19 protein-coding genes and 2 pseudogenes are annotated in these 23891 nt (G+C 42.7%); 17 read left to right on the top strand and 4 right to left on the bottom strand.

Annotated features, from left to right (window positions below; translation table 11 throughout):
• Positions 1 to 175: pseudogene (locus tag BU200_RS10905) on the bottom strand (IS5/IS1182 family transposase); the annotation flags it as partial.
• A gap of 711 nt (positions 176 to 886) precedes the next feature.
• On the opposite strand from BU200_RS10905, the gene recR reads away from it, so the two are divergent.
• The 6 genes from recR to BU200_RS03685 all read left to right on the top strand — a co-directional run bounded on the left by recR (position 887) and on the right by BU200_RS03685 (position 7122).
• The gene (gene recR, locus BU200_RS03710) at positions 887 to 1483 is read left to right on the top strand and encodes a recombination mediator RecR (RefSeq protein ID WP_075098887.1); all 597 of its coding nucleotides are present in this window, start codon (positions 887 to 889) and stop codon (positions 1481 to 1483) included.
• A gap of 53 nt (positions 1484 to 1536) precedes the next feature.
• Positions 1537 to 2583 carry a D-alanine--D-alanine ligase gene (locus tag BU200_RS03705; protein WP_075098886.1) on the top strand — a complete coding sequence of 349 codons (1047 nt, stop codon included), beginning with the start codon at positions 1537 to 1539 and terminating at the stop codon, positions 2581 to 2583.
• Positions 2584 to 2867: 284 nt separating this feature from the next.
• Entirely contained in the window at positions 2868 to 4235 is a 1368-nt protein-coding gene (locus BU200_RS03700; RefSeq protein ID WP_075098885.1) for a UDP-N-acetylmuramoyl-tripeptide--D-alanyl-D-alanine ligase, read from the top strand.
• A 24-nt stretch (positions 4236 to 4259) separates the two neighbouring features.
• On the top strand, positions 4260 to 4955 hold the full coding sequence (locus tag BU200_RS03695; RefSeq protein ID WP_075098884.1) for a YwaF family protein: 696 nt from the start codon (positions 4260 to 4262) through the stop codon (positions 4953 to 4955).
• A gap of 238 nt (positions 4956 to 5193) precedes the next feature.
• Positions 5194 to 6738, top strand: coding sequence for a peptide chain release factor 3 (locus BU200_RS03690; RefSeq protein WP_075098883.1), 1545 nt, complete (start codon positions 5194 to 5196; stop codon positions 6736 to 6738).
• A gap of 15 nt (positions 6739 to 6753) precedes the next feature.
• The gene (locus tag BU200_RS03685) at positions 6754 to 7122 is read left to right on the top strand and encodes a PH domain-containing protein (protein WP_075098882.1); all 369 of its coding nucleotides are present in this window, start codon (positions 6754 to 6756) and stop codon (positions 7120 to 7122) included.
• A gap of 26 nt (positions 7123 to 7148) precedes the next feature.
• Here BU200_RS03685 and BU200_RS03680 read toward each other — a convergent pair whose 3' ends face one another.
• Positions 7149 to 7940 carry a hypothetical protein gene (locus BU200_RS03680; protein ID WP_075098881.1) on the bottom strand — a complete coding sequence of 264 codons (792 nt, stop codon included), beginning with the start codon at positions 7938 to 7940 and terminating at the stop codon, positions 7149 to 7151.
• 771 nt (positions 7941 to 8711) lie between these two features.
• Between BU200_RS03680 and cshA the strand changes: the two are divergent.
• The 4 genes and pseudogenes from cshA (at position 8712) to BU200_RS03660 (ending at position 11889) form a co-directional block, all read left to right on the top strand.
• A pseudogene (gene cshA / locus BU200_RS03675) lies at positions 8712 to 10276 on the top strand (degradosome RNA helicase CshA).
• A gap of 177 nt (positions 10277 to 10453) precedes the next feature.
• On the top strand, positions 10454 to 10732 hold the full coding sequence (locus tag BU200_RS03670) for an autorepressor SdpR family transcription factor (RefSeq protein WP_075098880.1): 279 nt from the start codon (positions 10454 to 10456) through the stop codon (positions 10730 to 10732).
• Positions 10719 to 11327 carry a DUF1648 domain-containing protein gene (locus BU200_RS03665; RefSeq protein WP_075098879.1) on the top strand — a complete coding sequence of 203 codons (609 nt, stop codon included), beginning with the start codon at positions 10719 to 10721 and terminating at the stop codon, positions 11325 to 11327. The genes BU200_RS03670 and BU200_RS03665 overlap by 14 nt, the downstream gene beginning before the upstream one ends.
• A 154-nt stretch (positions 11328 to 11481) precedes the next feature.
• Entirely contained in the window at positions 11482 to 11889 is a 408-nt protein-coding gene (locus tag BU200_RS03660) for a GNAT family N-acetyltransferase (protein WP_075098878.1), read from the top strand.
• A gap of 214 nt (positions 11890 to 12103) precedes the next feature.
• Here the strand turns inward: BU200_RS03660 and BU200_RS03655 are convergent, their stop codons facing one another.
• Together BU200_RS03655 and BU200_RS03650 are read right to left on the bottom strand one after the other, a co-directional pair.
• Complete coding sequence (locus BU200_RS03655; RefSeq protein ID WP_075098877.1) at positions 12104 to 12418, bottom strand: GIY-YIG nuclease family protein; 315 nt, start codon at positions 12416 to 12418, stop codon at positions 12104 to 12106.
• Positions 12369 to 13118: a tRNA1(Val) (adenine(37)-N6)-methyltransferase gene (locus BU200_RS03650; protein WP_075098876.1), complete on the bottom strand. Its 750-nt coding sequence runs from the start codon at positions 13116 to 13118 to the stop codon at positions 12369 to 12371. Before BU200_RS03650 ends, BU200_RS03655 begins: the two co-directional genes overlap by 50 nt.
• 95 nt (positions 13119 to 13213) lie before the next feature.
• Between BU200_RS03650 and BU200_RS03645 the strand changes: the two genes are divergently transcribed.
• The 7 genes from BU200_RS03645 to BU200_RS03615 all read left to right on the top strand — a co-directional run bounded on the left by BU200_RS03645 (position 13214) and on the right by BU200_RS03615 (position 23280).
• A complete protein-coding gene (locus BU200_RS03645) occupies positions 13214 to 13960 on the top strand; it encodes a lysophospholipid acyltransferase family protein (RefSeq protein ID WP_075098875.1) in 747 nt (248 codons plus the stop codon).
• A 66-nt stretch (positions 13961 to 14026) separates the two neighbouring features.
• Positions 14027 to 14653: a helix-hairpin-helix domain-containing protein gene (locus tag BU200_RS03640; RefSeq protein WP_075098874.1), complete on the top strand. Its 627-nt coding sequence runs from the start codon at positions 14027 to 14029 to the stop codon at positions 14651 to 14653.
• The gene (locus tag BU200_RS03635; protein WP_075098873.1) at positions 14637 to 16979 is read left to right on the top strand and encodes a DNA internalization-related competence protein ComEC/Rec2; all 2343 of its coding nucleotides are present in this window, start codon (positions 14637 to 14639) and stop codon (positions 16977 to 16979) included. The genes BU200_RS03640 and BU200_RS03635 overlap by 17 nt, the downstream gene beginning before the upstream one ends.
• 1200 nt (positions 16980 to 18179) lie before the next feature.
• Positions 18180 to 19703 carry a class I adenylate-forming enzyme family protein gene (locus tag BU200_RS03630; protein ID WP_075098872.1) on the top strand — a complete coding sequence of 508 codons (1524 nt, stop codon included), beginning with the start codon at positions 18180 to 18182 and terminating at the stop codon, positions 19701 to 19703.
• A 450-nt stretch (positions 19704 to 20153) separates the two neighbouring features.
• On the top strand, positions 20154 to 21185 hold the full coding sequence (gene holA / locus BU200_RS03625) for a DNA polymerase III subunit delta (RefSeq protein WP_075098871.1): 1032 nt from the start codon (positions 20154 to 20156) through the stop codon (positions 21183 to 21185).
• A gap of 75 nt (positions 21186 to 21260) precedes the next feature.
• On the top strand, positions 21261 to 21866 hold the full coding sequence (gene sodA, locus BU200_RS03620) for a superoxide dismutase SodA (RefSeq protein ID WP_075098870.1): 606 nt from the start codon (positions 21261 to 21263) through the stop codon (positions 21864 to 21866).
• Positions 21867 to 22161: 295 nt separating this feature from the next.
• On the top strand, positions 22162 to 23280 hold the full coding sequence (locus BU200_RS03615) for an aminotransferase (protein ID WP_075098869.1): 1119 nt from the start codon (positions 22162 to 22164) through the stop codon (positions 23278 to 23280).
• The last annotated feature ends 611 nt before the right edge of the window (positions 23281 to 23891 follow it).

Below are 23891 nucleotides of genomic sequence, written 5' to 3'. Positions count from 1 at the left end.
GATAGTCTAGGTGAGGACGACCGCCACGACTGATGACTTTATCTTTACGACTGAATAACTCTGACAACAAAGGAAGAAAGATATTCCAATCCATAACGGCATCCAAACGTTCTAAGGGATTGCCTTTCTCTGATAGTTTTGACAAGATTTTTTCATCGTCTGTGAATAAATGCATGACAGCTCTCCTCATTACTTTTTATTCTATTATCTCATTTTGGGGAAATTTAGGAAGTTTTTAGAGGTCCTCTTCATAATCTCCGAAACAACCAGCCGTTAAGGCTGGTTGTTTTTTGTCGGCAGAACTCCTAGTTGAGCAAAAATAGTTGAAGCGCTCATACTTGTCAAAAATCAACATCTGATGTCGTTAACTCGCCTTGCTGAGTAAAAAGCTCCAGTGGAGGTTTTTAGCCTGTTCCCTTAAAACAAGAAAGAACAGAGTTCTACCTGCTCCAACAATCTGGGGAGAGATTGTTGGAGGGAGGAGATAGAACGAGTGCAACTTGTGTCACCCAGTCTAGGAATAGACTGTTGAAGGTAGGAGATAGAACGAGTTGAACTCGTGTCAAGTGTGGCTACCTTTGGGCATAACTGTTTTAGCTTTAGCCAGTTCCAGATTTTGATTTTTATAGAGTATCATTAGCCAAAATTGCGAATTGCTAGGTAGGAATAAGGATCTTTAGTGTCCTTGATTTGAAATAAAAGAACTGCCTTTTTCCTTATTTTATGGTATACTGATACATATTAAATAAGCGAACGCATTGATAGGATTTTTATTAAAAAAGGGGGACAGTGATTCTATAAAATTATAGAAGATATGCAAAAGCAGACCTCCCAAAAGCCATTAAATCAATGTTTATAGAATTTTACAGAAAGATAGAAAGCAGAATTGTTATATCCTACACCTATTGCGAAATTGATTGAGAGTTATTCAAAACTCCCTGGAATTGGTATCAAAACGGCGACCCGTCTGGCTTTTTATACCATTGGTATGGAAGAAGATGTGGTCAATGAATTTGCGAAAAATCTTCTAGCAGCCAAGCGTGATTTGGCCTATTGCCAGATTTGTGGCAATCTGGCTGAAGAGGAATCCTGTGCCATCTGTCAAGATCAGACGCGAGATCTGTCAACGATTTTAGTCGTAGAAGATAGCAGGGATGTATCAGCCATGGAAAATATTCAGGAATACCACGGCTTATACCATGTCCTCCACGGTCTGATTTCTCCCATGAATGGGGTTGGGCCTGATGATATTAACCTCAAAAGTTTGCTGACGCGTTTGATGGAAAATGAGGTGACAGAAGTCATCATTGCTACCAATGCGACGGCAGATGGGGAAGCGACATCCATGTATATTTCAAGAGTTTTAAAACCTGCAGGAATCAAGGTGACGCGCTTAGCGCGGGGACTTGCAGTTGGTTCTGATATTGAATACGCCGACGAAGTAACCCTCCTTCGGGCTATTGAAAATCGGACCGAGTTATAGCCTCGGACAAGAGGTGCTACGAGAAGATTAGTATAGAAAGTTAGGGAAAATCCATGTCAAAAGAAACCATTATTCTCCTATATGGCGGACGCTCTGCGGAGCGTGAAGTGTCGGTTCTGTCTGCTGAAAGTGTTATGCGGGCTATTAACTATAATCAATTTTTTGTAAAAACCTATTTCATTACCAAAGACGGTGACTTTATCAAGACACAGGAATTTGATAGGACACCCTCTACCGATGAAAAGTTAATGACCAACAGCACCATTATTCCAAGTCAGAAGATTCGTCCAAGCGATATTTATGAGGAAAATGCCGTAGTCTTTCCCGTGCTTCATGGTCCAATGGGTGAAGACGGCTCTATCCAAGGATTTCTAGAAGTATTGCGCCTACCTTATGTGGGGACTAATGTCCTTGCTTCGAGCGTGGCTATGGATAAGATTACAACCAAGCAGGTATTGACATCCGAGGGGATTCCCCAAGTAGCATTTGAAACGGTGATTGAGGGTGAAGATCTGGAGGAAAAAATCCGTACGATTGAAGCCCATTTAACCTATCCCGTCTTTATCAAGCCGGCTAATATGGGCTCGAGTGTCGGCATTTCAAAGGCAGACAATCAAGCTGACCTGCGTGCGGCCCTTGAGCTAGCCTTTCGTTACGATAGCCGTCTCTTGGTAGAACAGGGAGTAAATGCCCGTGAAATCGAAGTTGGGCTGCTAGGGAATGCAGATATTCAGACAACCCTGCCCGGTGAAGTGGTTAAGGATGTTGCTTTCTACGATTATGACGCAAAGTATATCGATAATAAGATTAGCATGGCGATTCCAGCTGATGTCTCAACTGACGTGGCGGAACAGATGCGAAACTATGCAGCAACAGCCTTTCGAGTGATTGGTGGTTGCGGTCTGTCGCGTTGTGATTTCTTTTTGACAGAAGCAGGGGAAATCTTCCTCAATGAGTTAAATACCATGCCAGGCTTTACCCAATGGTCAATGTATCCTCTCTTGTGGGACAATATGGGTCTTGCCTATCCTGATCTGATTGAAGAGCTAGTAGCCCTAGCCAAGGAATCCTTTGATAAGCGCGAGCAACATTTGATTTAGGGCTTTACCTGTTAGTGTATCTATTTCAAGAGCTGATTCCAGCTTTAATCAGATGCTTTGGCAAAAATATGATATAATAAAAAGAGCATGTGCTCTTTTTATTATATTCTTATTGATGAGTAAGAACAGGTGGTTTTGATTGGCAGCATTGAGCTGTGGCTACCGTTGTTAAAGCAGGTGTCGGGAACCATCATTATTCTATTGAGACAGTCTTTTTTGATCTAAGACAAGCTCAAAAAGAGTGAAAATACCTATGATAGAAAAGAGCACTCTGGGAGACACTAATGAAATTAACAGTATATGAAGTCGCTCAAGTTGTTGGAGCGAAAAACGACGTAACCGTCTATGAGAATCAAGCTCTCCAAAAGGTTGAGTTTGATAGTCGCTTGATAGTAGAGGGAGATCTCTTTATTCCGCTAAAGGGGGCTAGGGATGGGCATGACTTTATCCCGGTGGCTTTTGAAAAGGGCTGTGTGATTACCCTGTCGGAGAAAGAAGTAGCTGTACCCCACATCCTAGTTGATGATTGCCTGCATGCCTTTCAGGCATTAGCGACCTATTACTTGGAGAAAATGAAGGTTGAAGTCATTGCTGTAACAGGTTCAAATGGCAAGACGACGACTAAGGATATGATCCACGATATTCTGGCTACGACCTTTAGGACCTACAAGACCCAAGGGAATTACAACAATGAAATTGGACTCCCCTACACAGCTCTCCACATGCCAGACGACACTGAAAAATTAGTCCTTGAAATGGGGCAGGATCACTTGGGGGATATTCATCTCCTATCAGAAATTGCAAAACCTAGTCTAGCTGTGATCACCTTATTTGGTGAGGCACATCTGGAATTTTTTGGTTCGCGAGAGCAGATTGCTCAAGGAAAACTACAAATAGCAGATGGTATGCCTGCGGGTGCGACCCTATTGGTGCCCGAAGATCCACTTGTAGCAGCCCATCTACCAAGTCAGCAACAGTTGGTGAGCTTTGGTGAGGAGGGCGATTTGCAAGTGACGAGTTTGGTCGAAAGCAAGGATAGCTTAACCTTTCAGGTCAATTTTATGGAGGGGGACATCTACCTGCCTGTTACAGGCAAGTACAATGCGACCAATGCCATGTTAGCGAGTTATGTGGGGAAATGTTTGGGCGTTTCAGACACGGCGATTAGACATGCTCTGGCACATTTAGAGTTGACCCGCAACCGAACAGAATGGAAAAAGGCAGGAAATGGGGCGGATATTTTAAGTGATGTCTACAATGCAAATCCGACAGCCATGCGCTTGATTTTAGAAACCTTTTCCAGTATTCCAGCCAATCAAAATGGTAGGAAATTAGCTGTTTTGGCAGATATGAAAGAACTGGGTCAGCAATCTGTTCAACTCCATCAGGAAATGATGAGCAGTCTCTCACCTGATTGCTTGGACATGCTATTCTTCTACGGACAAGATATTGAAGGTCTAGCACAAATGGCTAGCCAGTTGTTCCCGCCGGGCAAGGTCTACTTCTTTAGAAAAAATGAGAGGGAAGATCAATTTGAAGCACTTGTTGCGCGTGTCACAGCTAGTGTCAAGCCGCAAGACCAGATTTTACTCAAAGGAAGCAATTCCATGCACCTTGATCAACTTGTTGGGGCATTGGAAGCTATTTCCTAAGAAATAAGGAAAAGGAACCCAAGGATGAAAGAATTTTTTAGTGACCAGCCCAGTTTTCCACCTGTGCTAGGCTTTGATGGGCATCTGTATCTTTTCATTAGTTTGCTATTGGTGGTGGTTGGTTCTATCAAGTACTATGAGAATAAGAAGTGGCAGTTGACCTTTAAAAGCCTACAAGTGCTCCAGTTAGTCCTGCTCTACGGTTGGTATCTGGCTGTTAGGGAGCCGATTTCTGAAGCCTTGCCGCTCTATCATTGCCGTATGGCAATGTTTGTGCTGTTACTAGCACCAGACAAGTCACCTTATAAGGAATATTTCTCTCTATTAGGTGTCTTTGGCTCCATCTGTGCCTTGATTTATCCTATTTTCGATCCCTTTTCTGGCTTTCATGTGACCATCTTTTCCTTTATCTTTGGGCATCTAGCCCTTTTAGGGAATGCGATGAACTACCTCATGCGTCTACATGATTACCAGTTAAATCTAGGAAAGATTGCTCAGCTAACCTTTGGTATCAATAGCTTTATTTTATTGGTGGACATAGTGACAGGTGCGGACTATGGCTTTTTAAGGAACCTGCCTTTGCTCGGAAATTTTGGTCTGTTTTGGAACTATCTGATAGAATCGGTTCTCTTTACCTTGATTCTAACTGCCTTCTTAAAGATTTTCCAAGCAGTGCAGCTATCTCGCCAGCAAGAAAATAAACAGTATGAAAGGGGCTAGAAGCTCCTTTTCGATTTTTTCTAGGAAAGTGGATGGTAGCGTTGAAGGACATTAGGAAGTCAGGACATGCTTTACCTAAGAGGATGGGAAGAACTACTTTTTGTTCTACCCTTTTGTTCTCCATCACTCAGATTTGAAAAATCCTCTTCTTTTGGTTATAATAATAGGGATAGGGAGGGGCAGACGAGACTCTGCTCTACTATGTTTAAAGAGTATAAAAAGTGAAAAAGGAATGATGATGACGCTACAAGATGAAATAAAAAAACGCCGTACCTTTGCTATTATCTCCCACCCAGATGCGGGGAAAACAACGATTACAGAGCAACTGCTCTACTTCGGTGGGGAGATTCGTGAGGCTGGTACGGTTAAGGGGAAAAAGACAGGAAATTTTGCAAAGTCTGACTGGATGGATATTGAAAAGCAAAGGGGAATTTCTGTGACCTCTTCTGTGATGCAGTTTGATTATGACGGTAAGCGTGTCAATATTCTTGATACCCCGGGACACGAGGACTTTTCAGAAGATACCTATCGGACTTTGATGGCGGTTGATGCTGCGGTCATGGTCGTTGACTCAGCCAAGGGGATTGAGGCGCAGACGAAAAAATTGTTTGAGGTTGTCAAACACCGGAATATCCCAGTCTTTACCTTTATTAACAAACTAGACCGTGATGGTCGTGAGCCACTTGATCTTTTAGAAGAGTTGGAAGAAGTCCTTGGGATTGCCAGTTTTCCGATGAACTGGCCTATCGGTATGGGAAAATCATTTGAAGGCTTATACGACTTGCACAACAAGCGCTTGGAGCTTTATCGTAGCGAGGAGCGCTTCGCAAGTTTTGATGAGGGGGAAGCGCTTTTTGGGAATAACCCTTTCTATGCGCAGGTGCTAGAGGATATTGAACTGTTGAGTGAGGCGGGAAATGAATTTTCGGAAAGTGCGATTTTAGAAGGGAAATTAACTCCTGTTTTCTTCGGCTCCGCCTTGACCAATTTTGGTGTACAGACCTTCCTCGAAACCTTCTTGCAATTTGCACCAGAACCGCATGGTCATTTGAAAACAGATGGAGAGCTGGTTGAGCCTCTATCCAAAGATTTTTCAGGATTTGTCTTTAAAATTCAAGCCAACATGGATCCCCGCCACCGCGACCGCATTGCCTTCGTTCGTATCGTTTCAGGGGAATTTGAGCGTGGTATGGATGTCAATTTGATGCGGACAGGAAAGAAAGCCAAGCTATCAAATGTCACCCAGTTCATGGCGGAGGCGCGTGAGAATGTCGAAAATGCCGTAGCAGGAGATATTATCGGGGTCTACGATACAGGAACCTATCAGGTTGGAGATACCTTGACTGTCGGCAAGAACAAGTTTGAATTTGAACCCCTGCCAACCTTTACTCCTGAAATGTTTATGAAAGTTTCTGCTAAGAATGTCATGAAACAAAAATCCTTCCACAAGGGAATGGAGCAGCTAGTACAAGAAGGAGCAATTCAGCTCTACACCAACTACCAGACAGGAGAGTATATGCTGGGAGCAGTTGGTCAACTCCAATTTGAGGTCTTTAAGCACCGTATGGAAAATGAATATAATGCCGAAGTAGTCATGACGCCGATGGGGAAAAAAACTGTGCGCTGGATCGCCCAAGAGCAGTTGGATGAACGGATGTCGTCTAGCCGTAACATCCTTGCCAAGGATCGCTTTGACCATCCCGTTTTCCTGTTTGAAAATGATTTTGCCCTCCGCTGGTTTGCGGACAAGTATCCAGATGTGGTACTGGAAGAAAAGATGTAGGAAGGATGGCGTGAAATGGGCTTATTATCAGATTTTATAAAGAATATCGGTCAAGCGGAGAAGAAAAAAATAGAAGAACATCTTAATGAGCTTTTATTGCCGACGGAGCAGATGACAGCAACCTTTGACTTTACTTCCGACATAATGATCTTTACGGATAGACGCTTGATTTGGGTGGATAAGCAAAGAATAGGGAATAATAGAATATATTATAAGTCCTTTCCCTATCGTTCTATTTCACACTTTGAGCTCGAAATATATGGCGTTGGGAAATTTAAATTCTGGACTTTAGCTAGTACGGAGCCAGTCATCTCTATGACAATTCTAGATGTGAAGACTGCCTTTGCTTTTCAGCGGGCTTTTGCAGAAGTAGTATCAAACTAAAAAATGAGAGTGCAAACTCTCATTTTTTAGTTTTTGATTTTAAAGGGATACTGTTCACCTCCGATAAAGGTTAAGGTATCACCGCTGTGGTGATAGATCATAACGTCACCTGGTTTAAGGTCAATTCCAGAAGAAGTAACATCAGAAGAAGAATTAATCTTGGTTACTGTGATGGAGTGTGTGAACGGGCTAACCTCTCCCTCAAAGTAGACAGCAGAGAATTTACCGCTCACTCTGTCATATTGTCCATGATTGTCAGCCATCTGCTTAGCCATCATGTCATCAAATTCTCTTTCAAATTGCTCAGGTGTAGGAAATAGTGCTTTCATTTGGGCTTCATAATTATCTCCAAATGATTGCTTCAGAAATGCTTCTTTAGAGAGACCGTATTGTTCTGCTTCTTGTTCTGTTTCTTGTTCTGTTTCTCGTAAAAATTCATTATATGCATTCTCAATCATTTGATTATAAGAGTCTAGTAATGATTCTTTGTTGAAAGAAGCGTAGAGTGTAGCGACTGCTTTATTGTCTTTGATCTCAAGTACGAGACCCGATTTACCAACAAACTCTTCTGGATTGATTTGAAATTCGTCTACGCCACTTTGAAATTGATGAATGCCTATCTGTCTCAATTCAGCAGCAAGACTTGGATTTTCCCACTTACCTGTAATATTCCCATTTTGGTAGATGAAAAATCCGGCAATGGCAATGACCGCAAGGAGACTTCCGATAATTCCTAAGACGATTTTCAAGACACTTTTTCGCTTTTTCTTCTTGTTCTCTACCATTTCTGTGAGAGGATCTAATTGTTGACGTTCCATAAAAACTCCTTTTGTTTGATACATATATATTATAAAAGGGGTTCCTTTTTCTGTCAAGGTCATTTTTAGCAAGTCTAACTAAGGCATGAGGCACATAAATTTCCATGATTACTTAAAGTATAAGAGCAGATTCTGGCATAGCGAAACATGCATAAAGGAGAGGTTCGTGGACGAATCAATAATACTCGTCAAACATCAAAATCTGACGTCGTTCATTCACCTTGCTGAGTAAAAAGCTCCAGTGGAGGTTTTTAGCCTGTTCCCTAAAAACAAGAAAGAACAGAGTTCTATTTGCTTCAACAGTCTGGAAAAGACTGTTGAAGGTTGGGAAATAGAACGAGTGGAACTCGTGTCGGACATTCTAGGAAAAGACTGTTGAAGGTTGGAAATAAAACGAGTGCAACTCGTGTCAAGTGTGCCACCTTTTGGTACATAACTGTTTCAGCTTTAGCCAGTTCTAGATTTTGATTTTTATAGAACCCAATATGAGAATCTCTGTCCCTTGAAAATGGATGTTTATGAAAAAATAATGGATTTCACTATCTTTTGACCTTTCTTTGTGGTATACTAGATAAGTTGCATGTAACAAAAATGTATATATGGGAAATAAGCTCCACTTCTTGAACCAGAATGATGTCTAAAAACTGTCCATCAAGACTCTTGACAAAGTTTCGTTTTGATGTTCGAAGAGTGTTAGACGGTTTTTATTTTTAGACGAGGGCGGATGTCCCATTGGTGATGTTGGGATGTTCCCAACTTAGAAAGAAGAATATGAAATTTAATGAATTCCAATTATCTGCTGACTTGCTAGCAGAAATCGAAACAGCGGGCTTTGTAGAGGCAAGTCCGATTCAAGAAAAGACCATTCCACTAGCCCTTGAAGGCAAGGATGTGATTGGTCAGGCTCAAACAGGAACAGGAAAAACAGCGGCCTTTGGTCTGCCTACTCTTGAAAAAATCCGTACAGACGAGGGGACGATTCAAGCTTTGGTCATTGCCCCAACGCGGGAGTTGGCAGTTCAAAGTCAGGAAGAGCTCTTTCGATTCGGGCGTAGCAAGGGTGTCAAGGTACGCTCTGTCTACGGAGGCTCAAGTATTGAAAAGCAAATCAAGGCGCTCAAGTCTGGCGCTCATATCGTCGTTGGAACACCCGGTCGTCTCCTTGACTTGATCAAACGTAAGGCTTTGAAACTCCATCATGTTGAGACGCTTATCCTAGATGAAGCTGACGAAATGCTCAACATGGGCTTCTTAGAAGACATTGAGGCGATCATCTCCCGAGTTCCAGAAGCCCGTCAAACCCTCCTCTTTTCAGCGACCATGCCAGCTCCGATCAAACGTATCGGTGTTCAGTTTATGAATAATCCCGAGCATGTGCAAATTGAGGCCAAGGAGTTAACAACGGAACTGGTCGATCAGTACTATATCCGCGTCAAAGAGCAGGAGAAGTTTGATACGATGACCCGCCTTATGGACGTGGCTCAGCCAGAATTAGCAATCGTCTTTGGTCGGACGAAGCGCCGTGTGGATGAACTAACGCGTGGTTTAAAGATTCGCGGTTTCCGTGCAGAAGGCATTCATGGTGACTTGGATCAAAGCAAGCGTCTACGTGTGCTACGTGATTTCAAGACAGGTGGCCTAGATGTCCTAGTTGCAACGGATGTTGCGGCTCGTGGTTTGGATATTTCAGGGGTGACCCATGTCTACAACTACGATATTCCACAAGACCCTGAAAGCTATGTTCACCGTATCGGTCGAACAGGTCGTGCAGGAAAAACTGGTCAATCCATTACCTTTGTCTCACCTAATGAGATGGGTTACCTCAAGATTATTGAGGATTTGACCAAGAAACGCATGACTGGCATGAAACCTGCGACAGCAGAAGAAGCCTTTCAAGCCAAGAAAAAAATTGCTCTGAAGAAAATCGAACGTGATTTCGCAGATGAAACAATCCGCAAGAACTTTGCTAAATTTGGTAAGGATGCTCTGAAACTTGCGAGTGAATTTTCGCCAGAAGAACTGGCGATGTACATTTTAAGTCTGACCGTACAAGATCCAGAATCAATGCCAGAAGTGGATATTGCGCGCGAAAAACCATTGCCGTTTAAGTATGTCCCAGGTGATAAAGGTGGCGGTCGTAGTCGGTCTGGCAAGAATAGCAACAGATCATCACATAATCGCCGCGGAGAGGATCGTCGTGGTGGCCGCCATGATTATAAGGAAAAGCGTCGTTTCAACGACCGTGACCATTTCGGAAAAGACAACAAAAACCACGCAAACGTATCTCAAGCGAGAAAAAGGCAGGATTTGTCATTCGCAATAAGGGAGATAAGTAGGAAGTTTTAGAGAGTGGGATAGACATTAAGGGTGTCTATCCCACTCTCTTTTTGTTTGATTTTTATAGAGTACGAGAACTATTTTGATTTTTTTCTAAATAGTTCTTGACATCATCAAACAAAGGGAGTAGAATGGTATTTAGAAATATTTCTAAATAGAAAATGAAAGGAGACGATATGGCACTATCAGAAACCTTAAAGGCAATTTCAGCCCCGATTCGTAGACAGATTTTGGATAGCTTGAAGTCGGGTCCCAAGTCTGCAGGTGAGATTGTAGAGCTATTTCACTTAAGTGGCGCTACGGTATCGCACCACTTATCTGTCTTGAAGAAGGCAAGTCTCATTTTAGAAGAAAGGCAGAAGAATTTTATCTATTACCGACTAAACTATACCGTATTTGAAGAAGTGCTGGTTTGGATTGCCAGCTTTGGAGGAGGAACAGATGAAAAAAATTGATTGGAAATTGCTTATTGTAACCAGCAGTATCTTCTTGATACCATTGGTTCTAATCCTTATCTACTACGGACAGTTACCAGCTGTCTTATACACACATTTTGGAATTGATAGTCAGGCAAATGAGATAAGTGACAAATGGATAGCGCTCGTTTTAACTCCTATTTTGTTAGTTGTCGTCCACCTTTCCTTGTGTATCGGTCTTGATATGACAAAGAGTGGGAGACTTCCTGTCGTAAAGGTGGTGAAGTGGGTAATCCCTATCTTTACAACGCTTGAAACGGTGCTGATTTTGGTGTATAATGCAGGCAATCAGATAGATGTTCGGCGCCTAGTCGTAGCCCTTTTGGCACTAATATATCTATTACTGGGAAACTATCTGCCAAAAGATGTGGCAGGTATGACAGATTCCAAAACATTGATGGATCGAAAGAAAACAGCCTATCTGTTTATAAGCGGAGCGTTCGCTCTTCTTCTCAGCCTCTTTTTTGCCCCGACTGTATCTCTGGTGGTAGGAATAGTCTTTATAGTTCTTGTCATCAGCTGGAGTATATGTGTTGGGGTAAAGAATTACAGGAGCACGAGCAATAGGCTTTAGACCTTAGCTCTGATTTATATGAGAGGGAGAGGAATAGGGCAGTAGTCAGCAGATATAGATAAGAATATCAGTAAATAAGGAGGTTTAGATGGGAATCAGGAATTTGGACAAAGCATCATCACTCTAAACGATTACCAATAAAAAGGAGAAGATGATGATTACTTATACGACACAAGGAAAATTGGATATGAAAGCAGTGCTCGCCCTCTATGAAGCAGTTGAATGGAGCAATTATACCGAGCAAGCTGGGATGTTAGAGCAAGCCCTGAAAAATAGTTTACAGGTCATTGCTGCCTTTGATGAAGAAAAGCTCGTGGGACTGATACGGGCTGTTGGTGATGGATATTCGATCGTATTCGTGCAAGATATTCTGGTTTTGCCAGACTATCAGAGAATGGGCATTGGGCGCCAGCTCATGGAGAGTCTTCTAGCAATCTATCCGAATATCTATCAACTACATCTTTTGACAGGAAAAGAAGAAAAGACAAAGGCTTTTTACGAATCCCTAGGATTTAGAGCAGTTGATGAACTAGACTGCGTAGCCTATACCTATTTGAAATGATCTAGTCATTTGACTGAACTTGGATACACTGCCGTTTTGACTTGCCATATCCAAGTACTGCCTGTGTCTTTGCTCCTTGACTTAATACTCTTCAAATATCAAAACGATTGCTTGTCAGCTCAACTTGGTGAACTTCAGTTCTACCTGCGGTTTCATTGCCTAGTCAGAATTTGATTTTTGACGAGTATAAGCTCATTGCAACTATAAAAACGCCTCACTCCTTATTGGGAGTGAGGTTTTCTGCAATATAGTGCAATTTTTGCTGGCGTGTTTTGCGCTTGAAGAGGGCTTCTGCAGACATGGCGCTGGGCTTATCGGGAAAACGTTCGTAGTAGAGAAGCTCAACAGGTCTGCGGCTTTTGATGCGGGTGTACTTGGCGCCTTTTCCGCTGTTGTGGGTCGCAATCCGTTTATCAAGGTCTGTCGTGTAACCGGTGTAGAGGCTACCATCTGCGCAGGTGAGGACATACATATAATGACTAGCTTTTTCCAAAGTAAATTTCCTCGATTTCTGCTGTATAGTTTCCATCTGCTTGATGAACAACCAGAGGCGGTAAAATCTTTAAGCCCTCCAAAGAACCGTCTTTTATAGCCTCAATCAGGAGCATATTGGCATCCTTATTCGCCTTTGGGTGGATAAACTGAATCCGCTTGGGAGCTAGATTATAAGCCTTCATGGTATCAATAATCTCAAGGAAGCGATCGGGTCGATGTACCATAGCCAAGCGTCCATTTGATTTGAGCGCATGACGGCTGACCGCACAAATTTCTTCTAGATTGGTGGTGATTTCATGGCGGGCTAATACATAATGCTCACTGGCTTTTAGGTTGGGTTGTTGTTCAATCTTGAAATAGGGTGGGTTACAGAGAATCAGGTCGACCTGCGAACGTGGCACATAATCTAGCAGGTGTTTGAGATCGTCATGCACCATCTCGACCTGTCCCTCTAATTGATTGAGAGCGATCGAGCGTCTTGCCATATCTGCCAAGCGTCCTTGGATTTCAATCAGAGTAATCTTGGCCTTGGTTTGAGTAGAAGCAAAGAGACCGACTGCCCCATTTCCGCTACATAAATCCACGATAAGCCCTTTTGGGGGCAATTTTGGAAAGCGCGATAAAAGAACGCTATCAATAGAGTAGCTAAAGACTTCCTTATTTTGTATAATCTTGACATCGGTGGAAAAGAGCTGATCAATCCTCTCTCCAGCTTGTAATAGTGCTTTGTTCATTCATCTATTATAGCATATTGTTACGGCGGATGAAAAATCTTTGCTAGCTTCCAAAATATGGTATAATAGGAGGGAAATTAGCAAAGGAGAGTATGATGTTTTATTCCTACCTACGAAGTTTATTAGTCTTTTTACTATGGGCTGTCAATGGCAATATTCATTATCATGATAGGGAGAAAATTTTGCCTCCAGATCAAAATTATATCTTGGTAGCACCCCATCGAACCTTTTGGGACCCTGTCTTTTTAGGCTATGCTTCAGCACCCAAACAGTTTATTTTTATGGCTAAAAAAGAATTGTTCAAGGATCGAGGCTTTGGTTGGTGGATTAGTAAGTGTGGTGCCTTTCCCATTGACCGGGATAATCCGGGAACTGCAGCTATTAAATACCCCGTCAAAATGTTGAAAAAAAGCAATCGTTCCTTGGTGATGTTCCCATCAGGTAGTCGCCATTCCAGTGAATTAAAGGGTGGTGTAGCTGTCATTGCAAAGACTGCCAAGGTTAAGATTATGCCTGCAACCTACATTGGACCAATGTCCCTGAAAAATCTATTGTTGGGAGATCGGATTGATGTTGCTTTTGGAAATCCAATCGATATTTCAGATATTAAACGCTTGGATGATGCAGGTATCGCAGAAGTCACCAACCGCATTGAGACAGAATTTAATCGCTTGGACGACCTTGCCCGCTCTGCCCAGACAGGCAAGAAACGCTTGGGCTATTGGACATTTATCTACCGTCTCCCAGTCTTGATCCTTGTCGCTCTTGTCCTAGGCTTGACCTATCTCTTTAGCTATGTCGCAAGTTTTGTTTGGAAACCAGATACCCATTTAGATAAATAATAAAAAAACTCGTCTCGCGCGAGTTTTTTTGATCGGTTTTACGAATAAATAGGTGGAGGTAGAAATATGTCTGAAAAATGGACGCAGTTATTGCGTGATTATAAATTATTTCTTCTTATAGCAATAGGAGTTGCTGCGCTGATAGTGACCATCTTTTTTATAGGGCAAACAGGACAGTCGGAGGAATTGGCTAGTGTAGCAGCCGTAGCGCCTAGTAGTGAGCAGTTAGAAGAGGGTGTACCCCCTTCGCAGTCAACAGAGATCCTAGTAGTTGATGTCAAGGGAGCAGTCACGAAGCCCGGTCTGTATCAGCTGGCGGTAGGGAGTCGCATCCAGGATGCAATCGTAGCAGCGGGTGGCTTGACAGAGGCAGCTGATTCTAAGTCCATCAACCTAGCTCAAAAGGTGAGTGATGAGGGGATTGTTTACGTAGCAACCAAGGAGGAGGCTGTTTCTATTGTGCCAAAGCAAGCAGGTGGGGATAAGGAAACAAGAGCAGGTCTAGTGAGGCTCAATACTGCGACAGAAGCAGATTTGCAGACGATTTCAGGTATCGGTGCTAAGCGTGCAGCAGATATTATCGCCTATCGGGAGACTAATGGTCGTTTTCAATCGGTTGATGATTTGAAAAATGTACCTGGAATCGGTGGTAAGAGTTTGGAGAACATTCGTCCCTATGTTACAGTTGATTAAAGGTCTGCCTCTTTCTCCGCCCCATTTAACCGTCTTGGTCTTAGCCCTCTATTTTGTGATGAACGACCTATCTTTCCTATCAATCATGGTTTTGCTAGGCTTGCTGATTCTGCTATGGTTTCATCAAGGGAAAAGAACCGTTTTTAGGCTTCTACCCATTTTAGCCTGTTTTTGCTTCCTATTCAGTCTGCAAGGTATAAAAAGGAGATTGGACGAAAGGTCTAGCCCTGTGACCATCAGTCATTTAACGGTCAAACCAGATACTATCCAAGTCAATGGTGACACTCTTTCCTTTCGTGGAACATCGTCAGGACGTTGCTATATTGTTTTTTATCAACTGAAAAGTCAAGAGGAGCAGACCTATTTTAAAGGTCTATCACATCTGGTGCGCTTAGAAGTAGAGGCGACTGTCTCTGAACCAGAAGGTCAGCGGAATTTTAATGGCTTCGATTATCGGGGCTATTTGAGGACACAGGGGATTTACAAGATGGTTAAGGTCAATCGTATTAAGCAGGTGCAACAGTGGATTTCATGGAATCCTTTGGACTGGCTTTCCCTACTTCGGCGTAAGGCATTGGTCTACATCAAAGAATATTTTCCGAATCCAATGCGACACTATATGACAGGGCTCTTGTTTGGAGATTTGGACACAGAATTTGATCAGATGGGCGACCTGTATTCTAGCTTAGGAATTATCCATTTATTCGCCCTTTCTGGTATGCAGGTCAGCTTTTTCGTGCAGACATTCCGTTATCCTTTCTTGCGCCTTGGAGTAAAAAAGGAAGTCGTTGATTGGCTACAAATCCCTTTTTCCTTTATGTATGCAGGGTTAACAGGCTTCTCGGTTTCGGTCAACCGTTCTCTTTTACAAAAGATTTTCAGTAATATGGGCATGAGGAGTTTAGAGAACATAGCCTGTACCCTTATCCTTTCATTCTTGCTCATGCCGCATTTTTTACAAACAGCAGGCGGTGTCCTTAGTTTTGCCTATGCCTTTTTACTAACTGTTTTTGATTTTGACGATCTGAAACCTTATCAGCGAGGATTTGTAGAAAGTTTGGCGATTTCGCTCGGTATCTTGCCTTTCTTGATCTATTATTTTTACAGTTTTCATCCCTTGTCTATTCTACTGACCTTTTTCTTTTCATTTCTTTTTGACCGAATCTTGCTGCCGGGCTTGAGTCTTGTCTTTCTCCTGTCTCCATTTGTGAGGCTTACACAGGTCAATCATTTCTTTATAGGATTAGAAACTGCTATTCAGTGGGTGGCAGGTTTGGGCTTTAAACCCTTGATTTTTGGAAAGCCGACAGCTATGTTGCTCCTGCTCTTAGTGATTATCTTCTTCTTTACGTATGACAGCTATCAGACCAAGAAATGGCAGGGATACCCAAGGAAAGTCAAAAAGAGAAGAGGGAGTGCGGTCGAAGAGAGGACTGGGGTTCATCAAAATACATTGCCAAAGGATCCTCTTGCTCTTCAAAGAGTATTAGGTCTGACCGGCATGGTAGCTCTGCTATTTTTCCTGATAAAATATCCCTTGGAAAATGAGGTGACAGTAGTGGATGTTGGGCAGGGTGATAGTATCTTTTTGAGGGATGTGCGCGGGCGGACGGTCTTGATTGATGTGGGCGGTAGAGTCACTGCTTCTCCGAAAGAAGACTGGCGACAAAAGACAGGGCAGGCGAATGCAAAGAGAACGCTAATTCCCTATCTTCATAGCCGGGGCGTAGATAAGATTGACTATCTGGTCTTAACGCATGCCCATACAGACCACATGGGTGATTTGGTGGAAGTAGCTAAAGAACTGACTATTGACAAGATTTATATCTCCGAAGGAAGCGTTACAAGTCAGGAGCTAGCAGAGATATTGGATAAAGTAAAGATAGTACCTCACCTAGTAAAAGTAGGTGATAGGATTCCGGTAGCAGACGGCTTTTTACAGGTGCTCTATCCTTATCGAAAGGGTGATGGAGGCAATGATGATTCGATTGTGTTATACGGGGAATTATTGCAGACCCGCTTTCTATTTACAGGTGATTTGGGAGACGGGGAACTGGAGTTGCTGCGACAGTATCCAGGCTTGTCTGTTGATATTTTGAAGGTAGGACATCATGGATCAAAAGGTTCTTCTTATCCCGAATTTTTGGATGCTATTTCTCCCAAGATTGCCTTGATTTCAGCGGGGAAAAACAATCGTTACCAGCACCCGCATCAAGAAACCCTATCCCGCTTCCAAGAACGACAGATCCAAATCTTTAGGACTGACGAACAAGGAGCTATTCGCTTGAGAGGCTGGAAAAAGTGGAAGATTGAAACGGTAAAGTAAGATACGAGAGCGTTAAGCAACTCCTAGACAAAATAGGAAATCGAAGCAGGGTGTCTTGCACCCAATGAGATTTATCTTTTTGTCAGTGAGTTGTAGCTCGAGTTCAATTACAAGATGTGAAGCCGTTAAAAAAGCGACTGAAAAATAGGAGACTGACGTAGTGTTCGATGAACACAAGGAAGTCTATCTTTTTTCCGAGCTTTTAGCCCGAGTTCAGTTACTCAAGATACGAGGGCGTTAAAAAAGCGACTGAAAAATAGGAGACTGACGTAGTGTTCAATGAACACAAGGAAGTCTATCTTTTTTCCGAGCTTTTAGCCCGAGTTCAGTTACTCAAGATACGAGAGCGTTTGACATGAGCACTGCTCGTTTTATTTCCCACCTTCCACAGTCTATTCCTAGACTGTGGGAGCAACTCCTAGACAAAATAGGCGGCCGAACAGAAGCGGTTCGCTTCGTAGTGAGACCCCCACAAAGGCAACTAGATTGGCGTATTAGCGACAATCAGATGACTACTGTGATGTTTTCTAAGTTTACTCAACTTTTTGACTACGCTTTGTCAGTGAGTTGTAGCTCGAGTTCAATTACAAGATGTGAAGCCGTTAAAAAACCGATTGAAAAATAGGAAATACGACGCAGAAGACAGTGAGAGTTTGCTTCGCAAACTTCTATCTTTCGCCTCTAAAGGTATGCTATACCTTTAGAGCTAGGAGTATTTATCCCTAAAGGGAGCCACAGCTGTAACTAGCTAAAGCTAGAACACCTGCGTCTCTTTTTTTCTGAGGTTTTAGGCTGAACTCAATTATACAAGATACAAGAGCGTAAAGAGCAAAGGCAGACCTCATTATGTATTAATACTCACCTCCCTGACTATTAATACCATATCCGTAAGCAGGCATAGCCTGCAACAGCTACGGAAAACTAGGATTTTGAAGCAGAACTTTTAGACGAGAGTTTGCTTCGCAAACGGCTATTTCTCGCGAGGCTTAAAGTTAAGGAGTGGGGAAAAGCAAACCCTTTTTCAATTGATGAGGCTTCTGTCCTGCTCTCATTAGTGGAGATAGGATACATTAGGCACATTTTTAAGGAAAAGCTATCATCATCTAGCCCCTGTTCTGATTTGTGAAAGTGATTTCAACATGGTATAATGGGGCAATCATGTTTTATTTTTCACAAACTTAGAAAGGCTAGGAATGTAAGATGATTTCCTATCAACCATTAAATTTATACCGTCAATTTAAGGAGGCAGCAGAGCGGTTTCCAGAAGTTGCTATTGTCTTTGACAAGCCTTATCAGTCGTTTCCTGAATTAGGACTTGAAAATACCTATGCCCAAGTTTTTGCTGCCATCCAACAAAGAGCCTATCAGCTGGCGGCTTTAGGGATTTCCTATGGCGATAAGGTCATGTTTTATAAAAGCCCTGCATTTGATACCTACTTGCTGGCAGTGGCTGCAACAGCCTTGGGTGCCGTTCCAGTGATGCCGTCCTATCACTTGCCAGCCAGTACTCTGGATGTCTTTGCAGAACGGTTGGAGCGGTCCTTTATCGTTTTTGACGAGGAGACAGTAGAGCGGGTTGCAGCGATGGAGCGCAAGGACTTAGTGACGACACTTGCGGTCACAGACTTGCTGACATTTCCTGCTAATCCTGTCGCAGAGAACCTGCTTCCTGAAGAGATGATCCAATATATGACCCACACCTCTGGAACGACAGGGATTCCCAAGTTGATTTGTCACACAGCGCAGACAATGGGCTGGCGGGTTGCTTGGCAACAGACAATTTTTGAAAAGATGAATGAGCGTCAGTTATTGGCATTCCATATTTCCCCTGTTCACTCACGCTATAATATTGGAGTTTCTTCTGCCATTGGACTTGGCTTCCCCTTGCTTCCCTTGTCGTCAGCTAAGGCTCAAGATGTCGCGGAGAGTTTGGAGCGCTATAAGCCAATGGCACTTGAAACCCATCCTAATAATTTTGTACAATGGGCGCAACTCGCTAAGAAAAATCCGTCTGTCTTTTCAAGTATCCGTTACTATCATTCCACCTTTGATGCTATCAATATAGGAACCCTACGTACTTTTCTAGAGGCTTCTAAGAAAAATATCCCTGTCTTTATGCAGGTATATGGCCAGAGCGAATGTGGACCGATGATTTTGCGTTATCATCGTCTGGAAACACTTGGGCAGACAAATGGTCGAGATATGGGAATCGGACTGAAAGGCTACACCAAGGCGCGGATTACAGATGAAAATGGTCATCCTCTGCCAGCTGGTCAAAATGGTCATATTCAACTCCTGTCGCGCGGTCGTGCAGTCACCTATTACAAGGAGGACGCTCGCTTCCAAGAAAATGTTTACGGAGACTGGTGGGACAGTGGTGACTATGGCTGTATGACGATGGAGGGTACCCTGCTCTTGAAAGACCGTCAGGTTGATGTGATTGAATCAATTGATAGTAACCTCGCTTTGGAAGATTTCTTGCTGGATCACTTGGATTTCCTAGCAGAGGTTGTGATCATTCGTGATGCAAATGGTGCTCCGCAACCGATTATTGCCCTTGCAGAAGGTGCGGACATGGACTGGGATGCCTGGTGGCATCAAGTGGCGGATCTTCCCTTACTCAAGGAACCAATCTTAATGGCCTATGAGGATATTCCACGGACTGCAACAATGAAGGTTCAGCGTTTGAAAATGGAAGCAGAAATGAAGATGAAGAACCTCTGATGCTATATTCTCATTGAAAAAGGAGTGTTTATACTCGTCAAAAATCAAAATCTGACGTCGTTAACTCGCCTTGCTGAGTAAAAAGATCCAGTGGAGGTTTTTAGCCCGTTCCCTTAAAACAAGATAGAACGAGTGGAACTCGTGTCGGACAGTCTAGGAATAGCCTGTTGAAGGTTGGAAATGAAACGAGTGGAACTCGTGTCAAGTGTGGTCCCCTTTGGGACATAACTGTTTCAGCTTTAGCCAGTTCCAGATTTTGATTTTTATAGAGCCCAATTACATTCTCCTCTTGCTTCTCCTGTTTTAGAATTGGCTCTCAATGACGTCAAACTGTAACAAGAGGGGGTGGAAAAGATTTTCTATCAATTAAAAGTTCCAACTCTTGCAAGTGACCGATTTTGTCCCCCACACTCTTTTTTGATATAATGGAAGGAGAAATGCGAGGGAAGTATGACCATTATTGATGAGATTCAGAAATTAAAGAAAGAGAATTTGGGCCTACTAACGGTTCTGGCTGGAGAAGATGTTGGACAGTTTCAAGTAGCTAAGGAAGCCCTTCTGAAACAAATTGGTTTTCATACCAGTGACTTGAGCTATGCATATTTTGATATGTCAGAGACAGACTATGCTCAGGTGGAGCTAGATCTGGTATCTCTCCCCTTTTTCTCGGATGAAAAAATTGTTATCTTGGACTATTTTGCAGATGTGACAACCGCTAAAAAACGTTATTTGACCGATGAGGAGCTGAAAAAATTTGAGGATTATTTGAGCCAACCAGTTGCAACGACCAAGCTACTGATCATTGCTGGAGGCAAGCTCGATAGTAAGCGTCGTCTGGTCAAGCTTTTGAAACGGGACGGTCTGGTCTTAGAGGCAAATAGTCTCAAAGAGGCGGAACTTCGCCAATTTTTCAAGCAGGAAATCGGGAAAATTGGTTTGATAATGGACAACACTGTTATGGATCATCTGTTGATCAAATCCAATTTTGATTTTGCTGAAATCCATAAAAATCTTGCTTTCCTGCAGTCTTATAAGGGGAGTAGTCAGATTCACTTAGACGATATTGAACAGGCTATTCCGAAAACCCTTCAGGATAATCTCTTTGATATGAGCCAGCTTCTCTTAAAAGGGAAGATTGATCAGGCTCGAAATCTAGTACGTGACTTACGTTTGCAGGGAGAAGGTGAGATTAAGCTAATTGCGATTCTGCTCAATCAATTCCGCCTCTTCTTACAGGTTCAGATACTGCATAAGGAGGGGTTGAGCGAGCAACAGATGGTCGCTGAATTATCGGACATTATAGGGCGGAAAATCAATCCTTTTCAAGTCAAATTCGCCTTAAGGGATTCACGTTCTTTGTCGCTTCCCTTTATTAAAAAAGTAGTACAAGTCCTGATTGAAACAGATTATCAGATTAAGCAGGGGCAGTTTGACAAGGATTACCTCTTTGATATTGCACTATTAAAAATTGCTAGCGCATAATTTCAGACAAAAAAATTGAAAAGGCTCTCAAATTGCGGTAAAATGAGGAGTATAGAAGATTAAAGGAGGCCGAATATGGCAATTATTTTACCAGATTTACCATACGCTTACGATGCCCTTGAGCCACACATTGATGCAGAAACCATGACCTTGCACCATGACAAGCACCATGCAACTTATGTTGCTAATGCAAATGCGGCGCTTGAAAAACACCCAGAAATTGGTGAAGACTTGGTAGCCTTGCTATCAGATGTAGAACAAATCCCAGCAGATATTCGCCAAGCATTGATTAACAATGGTGGCGGTCACTTGAACCATGCTTTGTTCTGGGAATTATTGTCACCAGAAAAAACAGAAGTTCCAGCAGCATTGGCAGCAGATATTGCAGCGACATTTGGTTCCTTTGAAGACTTCCAAGCAGCATTTACAACGGCAGCGACAACTCGTTTCGGTTCAGGTTGGGCTTTCTTGGTTGTTAATAAAGAAGGCAAGCTAGAAGTCCTATCCACTGCTAATCAAGATACGCCAATCATGAATGGTTTGACACCAATCTTGGCACTAGATGTGTGGGAGCATGCTTACTACTTGAACTACCGCAATGTTCGTCCAAACTATATCAAAGCATTCTTTGAAATTATCAACTGGAATAAAGTAAACGAATTGTATCAAGCGGCTAAGTAAAAATAGTTCATTGATTTTTCTCGTTTCTTATTTTCAATCTTATGAAAAAAGCCGTAGCTATGTCAGTTTTAACTGCTTATAGCTACGGCTTTTTTGTTGCCTTGTCTTATACTCCCTGGTTTGTCAAATAAGTTCACCATTTTTAGTTTTCTCATAAACACCTGATGAGGGGGGATAGCTTAAAGATTTCCTAGGAATTTGATTTTTGATGAGTATTATTTTTCTTTTTTTATTCATTTTGTTGTATAAATATGATAAACTAATGTGACAAGGATAGGTATGAGAGGAGAAAGCTATGGAGATTGCAGCGTTTGGTGTAGAAGAGTGGTTGAATGAATGGGAGACGCAGGCAGTCTATGATATTGCCGGAAGTTCGATTGATTCGCTGACCTTGGCAGAAGTGCTAGCACTGGGCGGGACTTCCCAGCCAGCTTTCCTAGAGGACTTGTGGAAAAAGAAAATGAACTATGGTTGGATTGAGGGATCACCTGCTTTCAAGGAGGAAGTGCGCAAACTTTACCAGCATGTAGAAACCAGTCAGATTCTCCAGACCAATGGGGCAACGGGAGCCAATCATTTGGCTCTCTATGCCTTGATTGAGGAAGGTGATCATGTTATTTCACTCTATCCTAGTTACCAGCAGTTGTACGATATTCCACGTTCCTTGGGAGCAGATGTTTCTTTTTGGCAAATTCAGGAGGAGGCAGCCTGGTTGCCTTCCTTAGATGACTTGCGCTCTTTAATTCGTCCTAACACGAAGATGATTTGTATCAACAATGCCAATAATCCAACAGGAGCTGTGATGGAGCGTTCTTTCTTGGAGGAGCTAGTGGCGATTGCTCGAGAAGTTGGGGCTTACATCCTATCAGATGAAGTGTATAAGCCCTTGGATGGACGTTTTGATGTGCCAGCCATGGTGGATTTATATGAAAAAGGTATCTCGGTTAATAGCATGTCAAAGACCTACTCGGTTGCTGGCGTGAGGGTTGGTTGGGTGGTCGCAAATGATGAACTGTCCAATCTGTTTCGGAAATATCGTGATTATACAATGATTTGTGCTGGAGTAATAGATGATGCCCTTGCGACCTATGTCTTGCAGCACAAGGAGGTAGTTCTAGAGCGAAATCGAGCGATTGTAGCTGAAAATTTGAGTGTGGTCAAAGAGTGGGTAGAAAAAGAGCCGCGTGTCTCCGTGGTCTATCCAAGCGCTGTTCCTGTTTCTTTTATTAAATTGGAGATTCCAGAAGATACAGAAGCCTTTTGTTTACGATTATTAAAGGAAAAAGGGGTCTTATTGGTGCCGGGCAATCGCTTTGACCGTCCAGGCTATGCCCGCTTAGGCTACTGTACTCGAACCTCAACACTGAAAAAGGGACTAGCTCTGTTGTCAGAACAGTTGCGACAGTATGAATAAGATACGAGAGCGTTAAGCAACTCCTAGACAAAATAGGAAATACGACGAAGAAGCTTTTGCTTCTAGGAGTATTTATCTTTTTGTCAGTGAGTTGTAGCTCGAGTTCAATTCTAAGATACGAGAGCTTTTGACACGAGGACACTCGATTTATCTCCCACCTCCCACAGTCTATCCCTAGACTATGGGAGCAACTCCTAGACAAAATAGGAAATACGACGAAGAAGCTTTTGCTTCTAGGAGTATTTATCTTTTTGTCAGTGAGTTGTAGCTCGAGTTCAATTCTAAGATACGAGAGCTTTTGACACGAGGACACTCGATTTATCTCCCACCTCCCACAGTCTATCCCTAGACTGTGGGAGCAACTCCTAGACAAAATAGGTGGCCGAACAGAAGCGGTTCGCTTCGTAGTGAGACCCCCACAAAGGCAACTAGATTGGCGTGCTGGCGACAATCAGATGCCTACTGTGATGTTATCTGGATTTACTCAACCTTTTGACTGCGCTTTGTCAGTGAGTTGTAGCTCGAGTTCAATTATTGTTTTTTCATTTTTATTGAATAGCTACTTTAGTAGGTAGTTTTCTATAAAGCAAATCTCCCTCGCAAGGACTGCG

Source organism: Streptococcus acidominimus, assembly GCF_001921825.1.
Taxonomy (GTDB): domain Bacteria; phylum Bacillota; class Bacilli; order Lactobacillales; family Streptococcaceae; genus Streptococcus; species Streptococcus acidominimus.
The sequence above is the reverse complement of the archived record's forward strand: the minus strand, read 5'-3'. Positions and strand labels throughout refer to the sequence as shown.

Excerpts from the sequence above, each read along its gene's own strand:
- BU200_RS03695 (WP_075098884.1), top strand. The coding sequence starts at position 4,260 with ATGAAAGAATTTTTTAGTGACCAGCCCAGTTTTCCACCTGTGCTAGGC.
- BU200_RS03655 (WP_075098877.1), bottom strand. The coding sequence starts at position 12,418 with ATGGAAACTATACAGCAGAAATCGAGGAAATTTACTTTGGAAAAAGCT.
- sodA (WP_075098870.1), top strand. The coding sequence starts at position 21,261 with ATGGCAATTATTTTACCAGATTTACCATACGCTTACGATGCCCTTGAG.
- BU200_RS03645 (WP_075098875.1), top strand. The coding sequence starts at position 13,214 with ATGTTTTATTCCTACCTACGAAGTTTATTAGTCTTTTTACTATGGGCT.
- BU200_RS03670 (WP_075098880.1), top strand. The coding sequence starts at position 10,454 with ATGGCACTATCAGAAACCTTAAAGGCAATTTCAGCCCCGATTCGTAGA.
- BU200_RS03635 (WP_075098873.1), top strand. The coding sequence starts at position 14,637 with ATGTTACAGTTGATTAAAGGTCTGCCTCTTTCTCCGCCCCATTTAACC.
- BU200_RS03615 (WP_075098869.1), top strand. The coding sequence starts at position 22,162 with ATGGAGATTGCAGCGTTTGGTGTAGAAGAGTGGTTGAATGAATGGGAG.
- BU200_RS03630 (WP_075098872.1), top strand. The coding sequence starts at position 18,180 with ATGATTTCCTATCAACCATTAAATTTATACCGTCAATTTAAGGAGGCA.
- BU200_RS03650 (WP_075098876.1), bottom strand. The coding sequence starts at position 13,118 with ATGAACAAAGCACTATTACAAGCTGGAGAGAGGATTGATCAGCTCTTT.
- BU200_RS03660 (WP_075098878.1), top strand. The coding sequence starts at position 11,482 with ATGATTACTTATACGACACAAGGAAAATTGGATATGAAAGCAGTGCTC.
- BU200_RS03690 (WP_075098883.1), top strand. The coding sequence starts at position 5,194 with ATGACGCTACAAGATGAAATAAAAAAACGCCGTACCTTTGCTATTATC.
- BU200_RS03680 (WP_075098881.1), bottom strand. The coding sequence starts at position 7,940 with ATGGAACGTCAACAATTAGATCCTCTCACAGAAATGGTAGAGAACAAG.
- BU200_RS03705 (WP_075098886.1), top strand. The coding sequence starts at position 1,537 with ATGTCAAAAGAAACCATTATTCTCCTATATGGCGGACGCTCTGCGGAG.
- BU200_RS03685 (WP_075098882.1), top strand. The coding sequence starts at position 6,754 with ATGGGCTTATTATCAGATTTTATAAAGAATATCGGTCAAGCGGAGAAG.
- BU200_RS03665 (WP_075098879.1), top strand. The coding sequence starts at position 10,719 with ATGAAAAAAATTGATTGGAAATTGCTTATTGTAACCAGCAGTATCTTC.
- BU200_RS03700 (WP_075098885.1), top strand. The coding sequence starts at position 2,868 with ATGAAATTAACAGTATATGAAGTCGCTCAAGTTGTTGGAGCGAAAAAC.
- BU200_RS03640 (WP_075098874.1), top strand. The coding sequence starts at position 14,027 with ATGTCTGAAAAATGGACGCAGTTATTGCGTGATTATAAATTATTTCTT.
- holA (WP_075098871.1), top strand. The coding sequence starts at position 20,154 with ATGACCATTATTGATGAGATTCAGAAATTAAAGAAAGAGAATTTGGGC.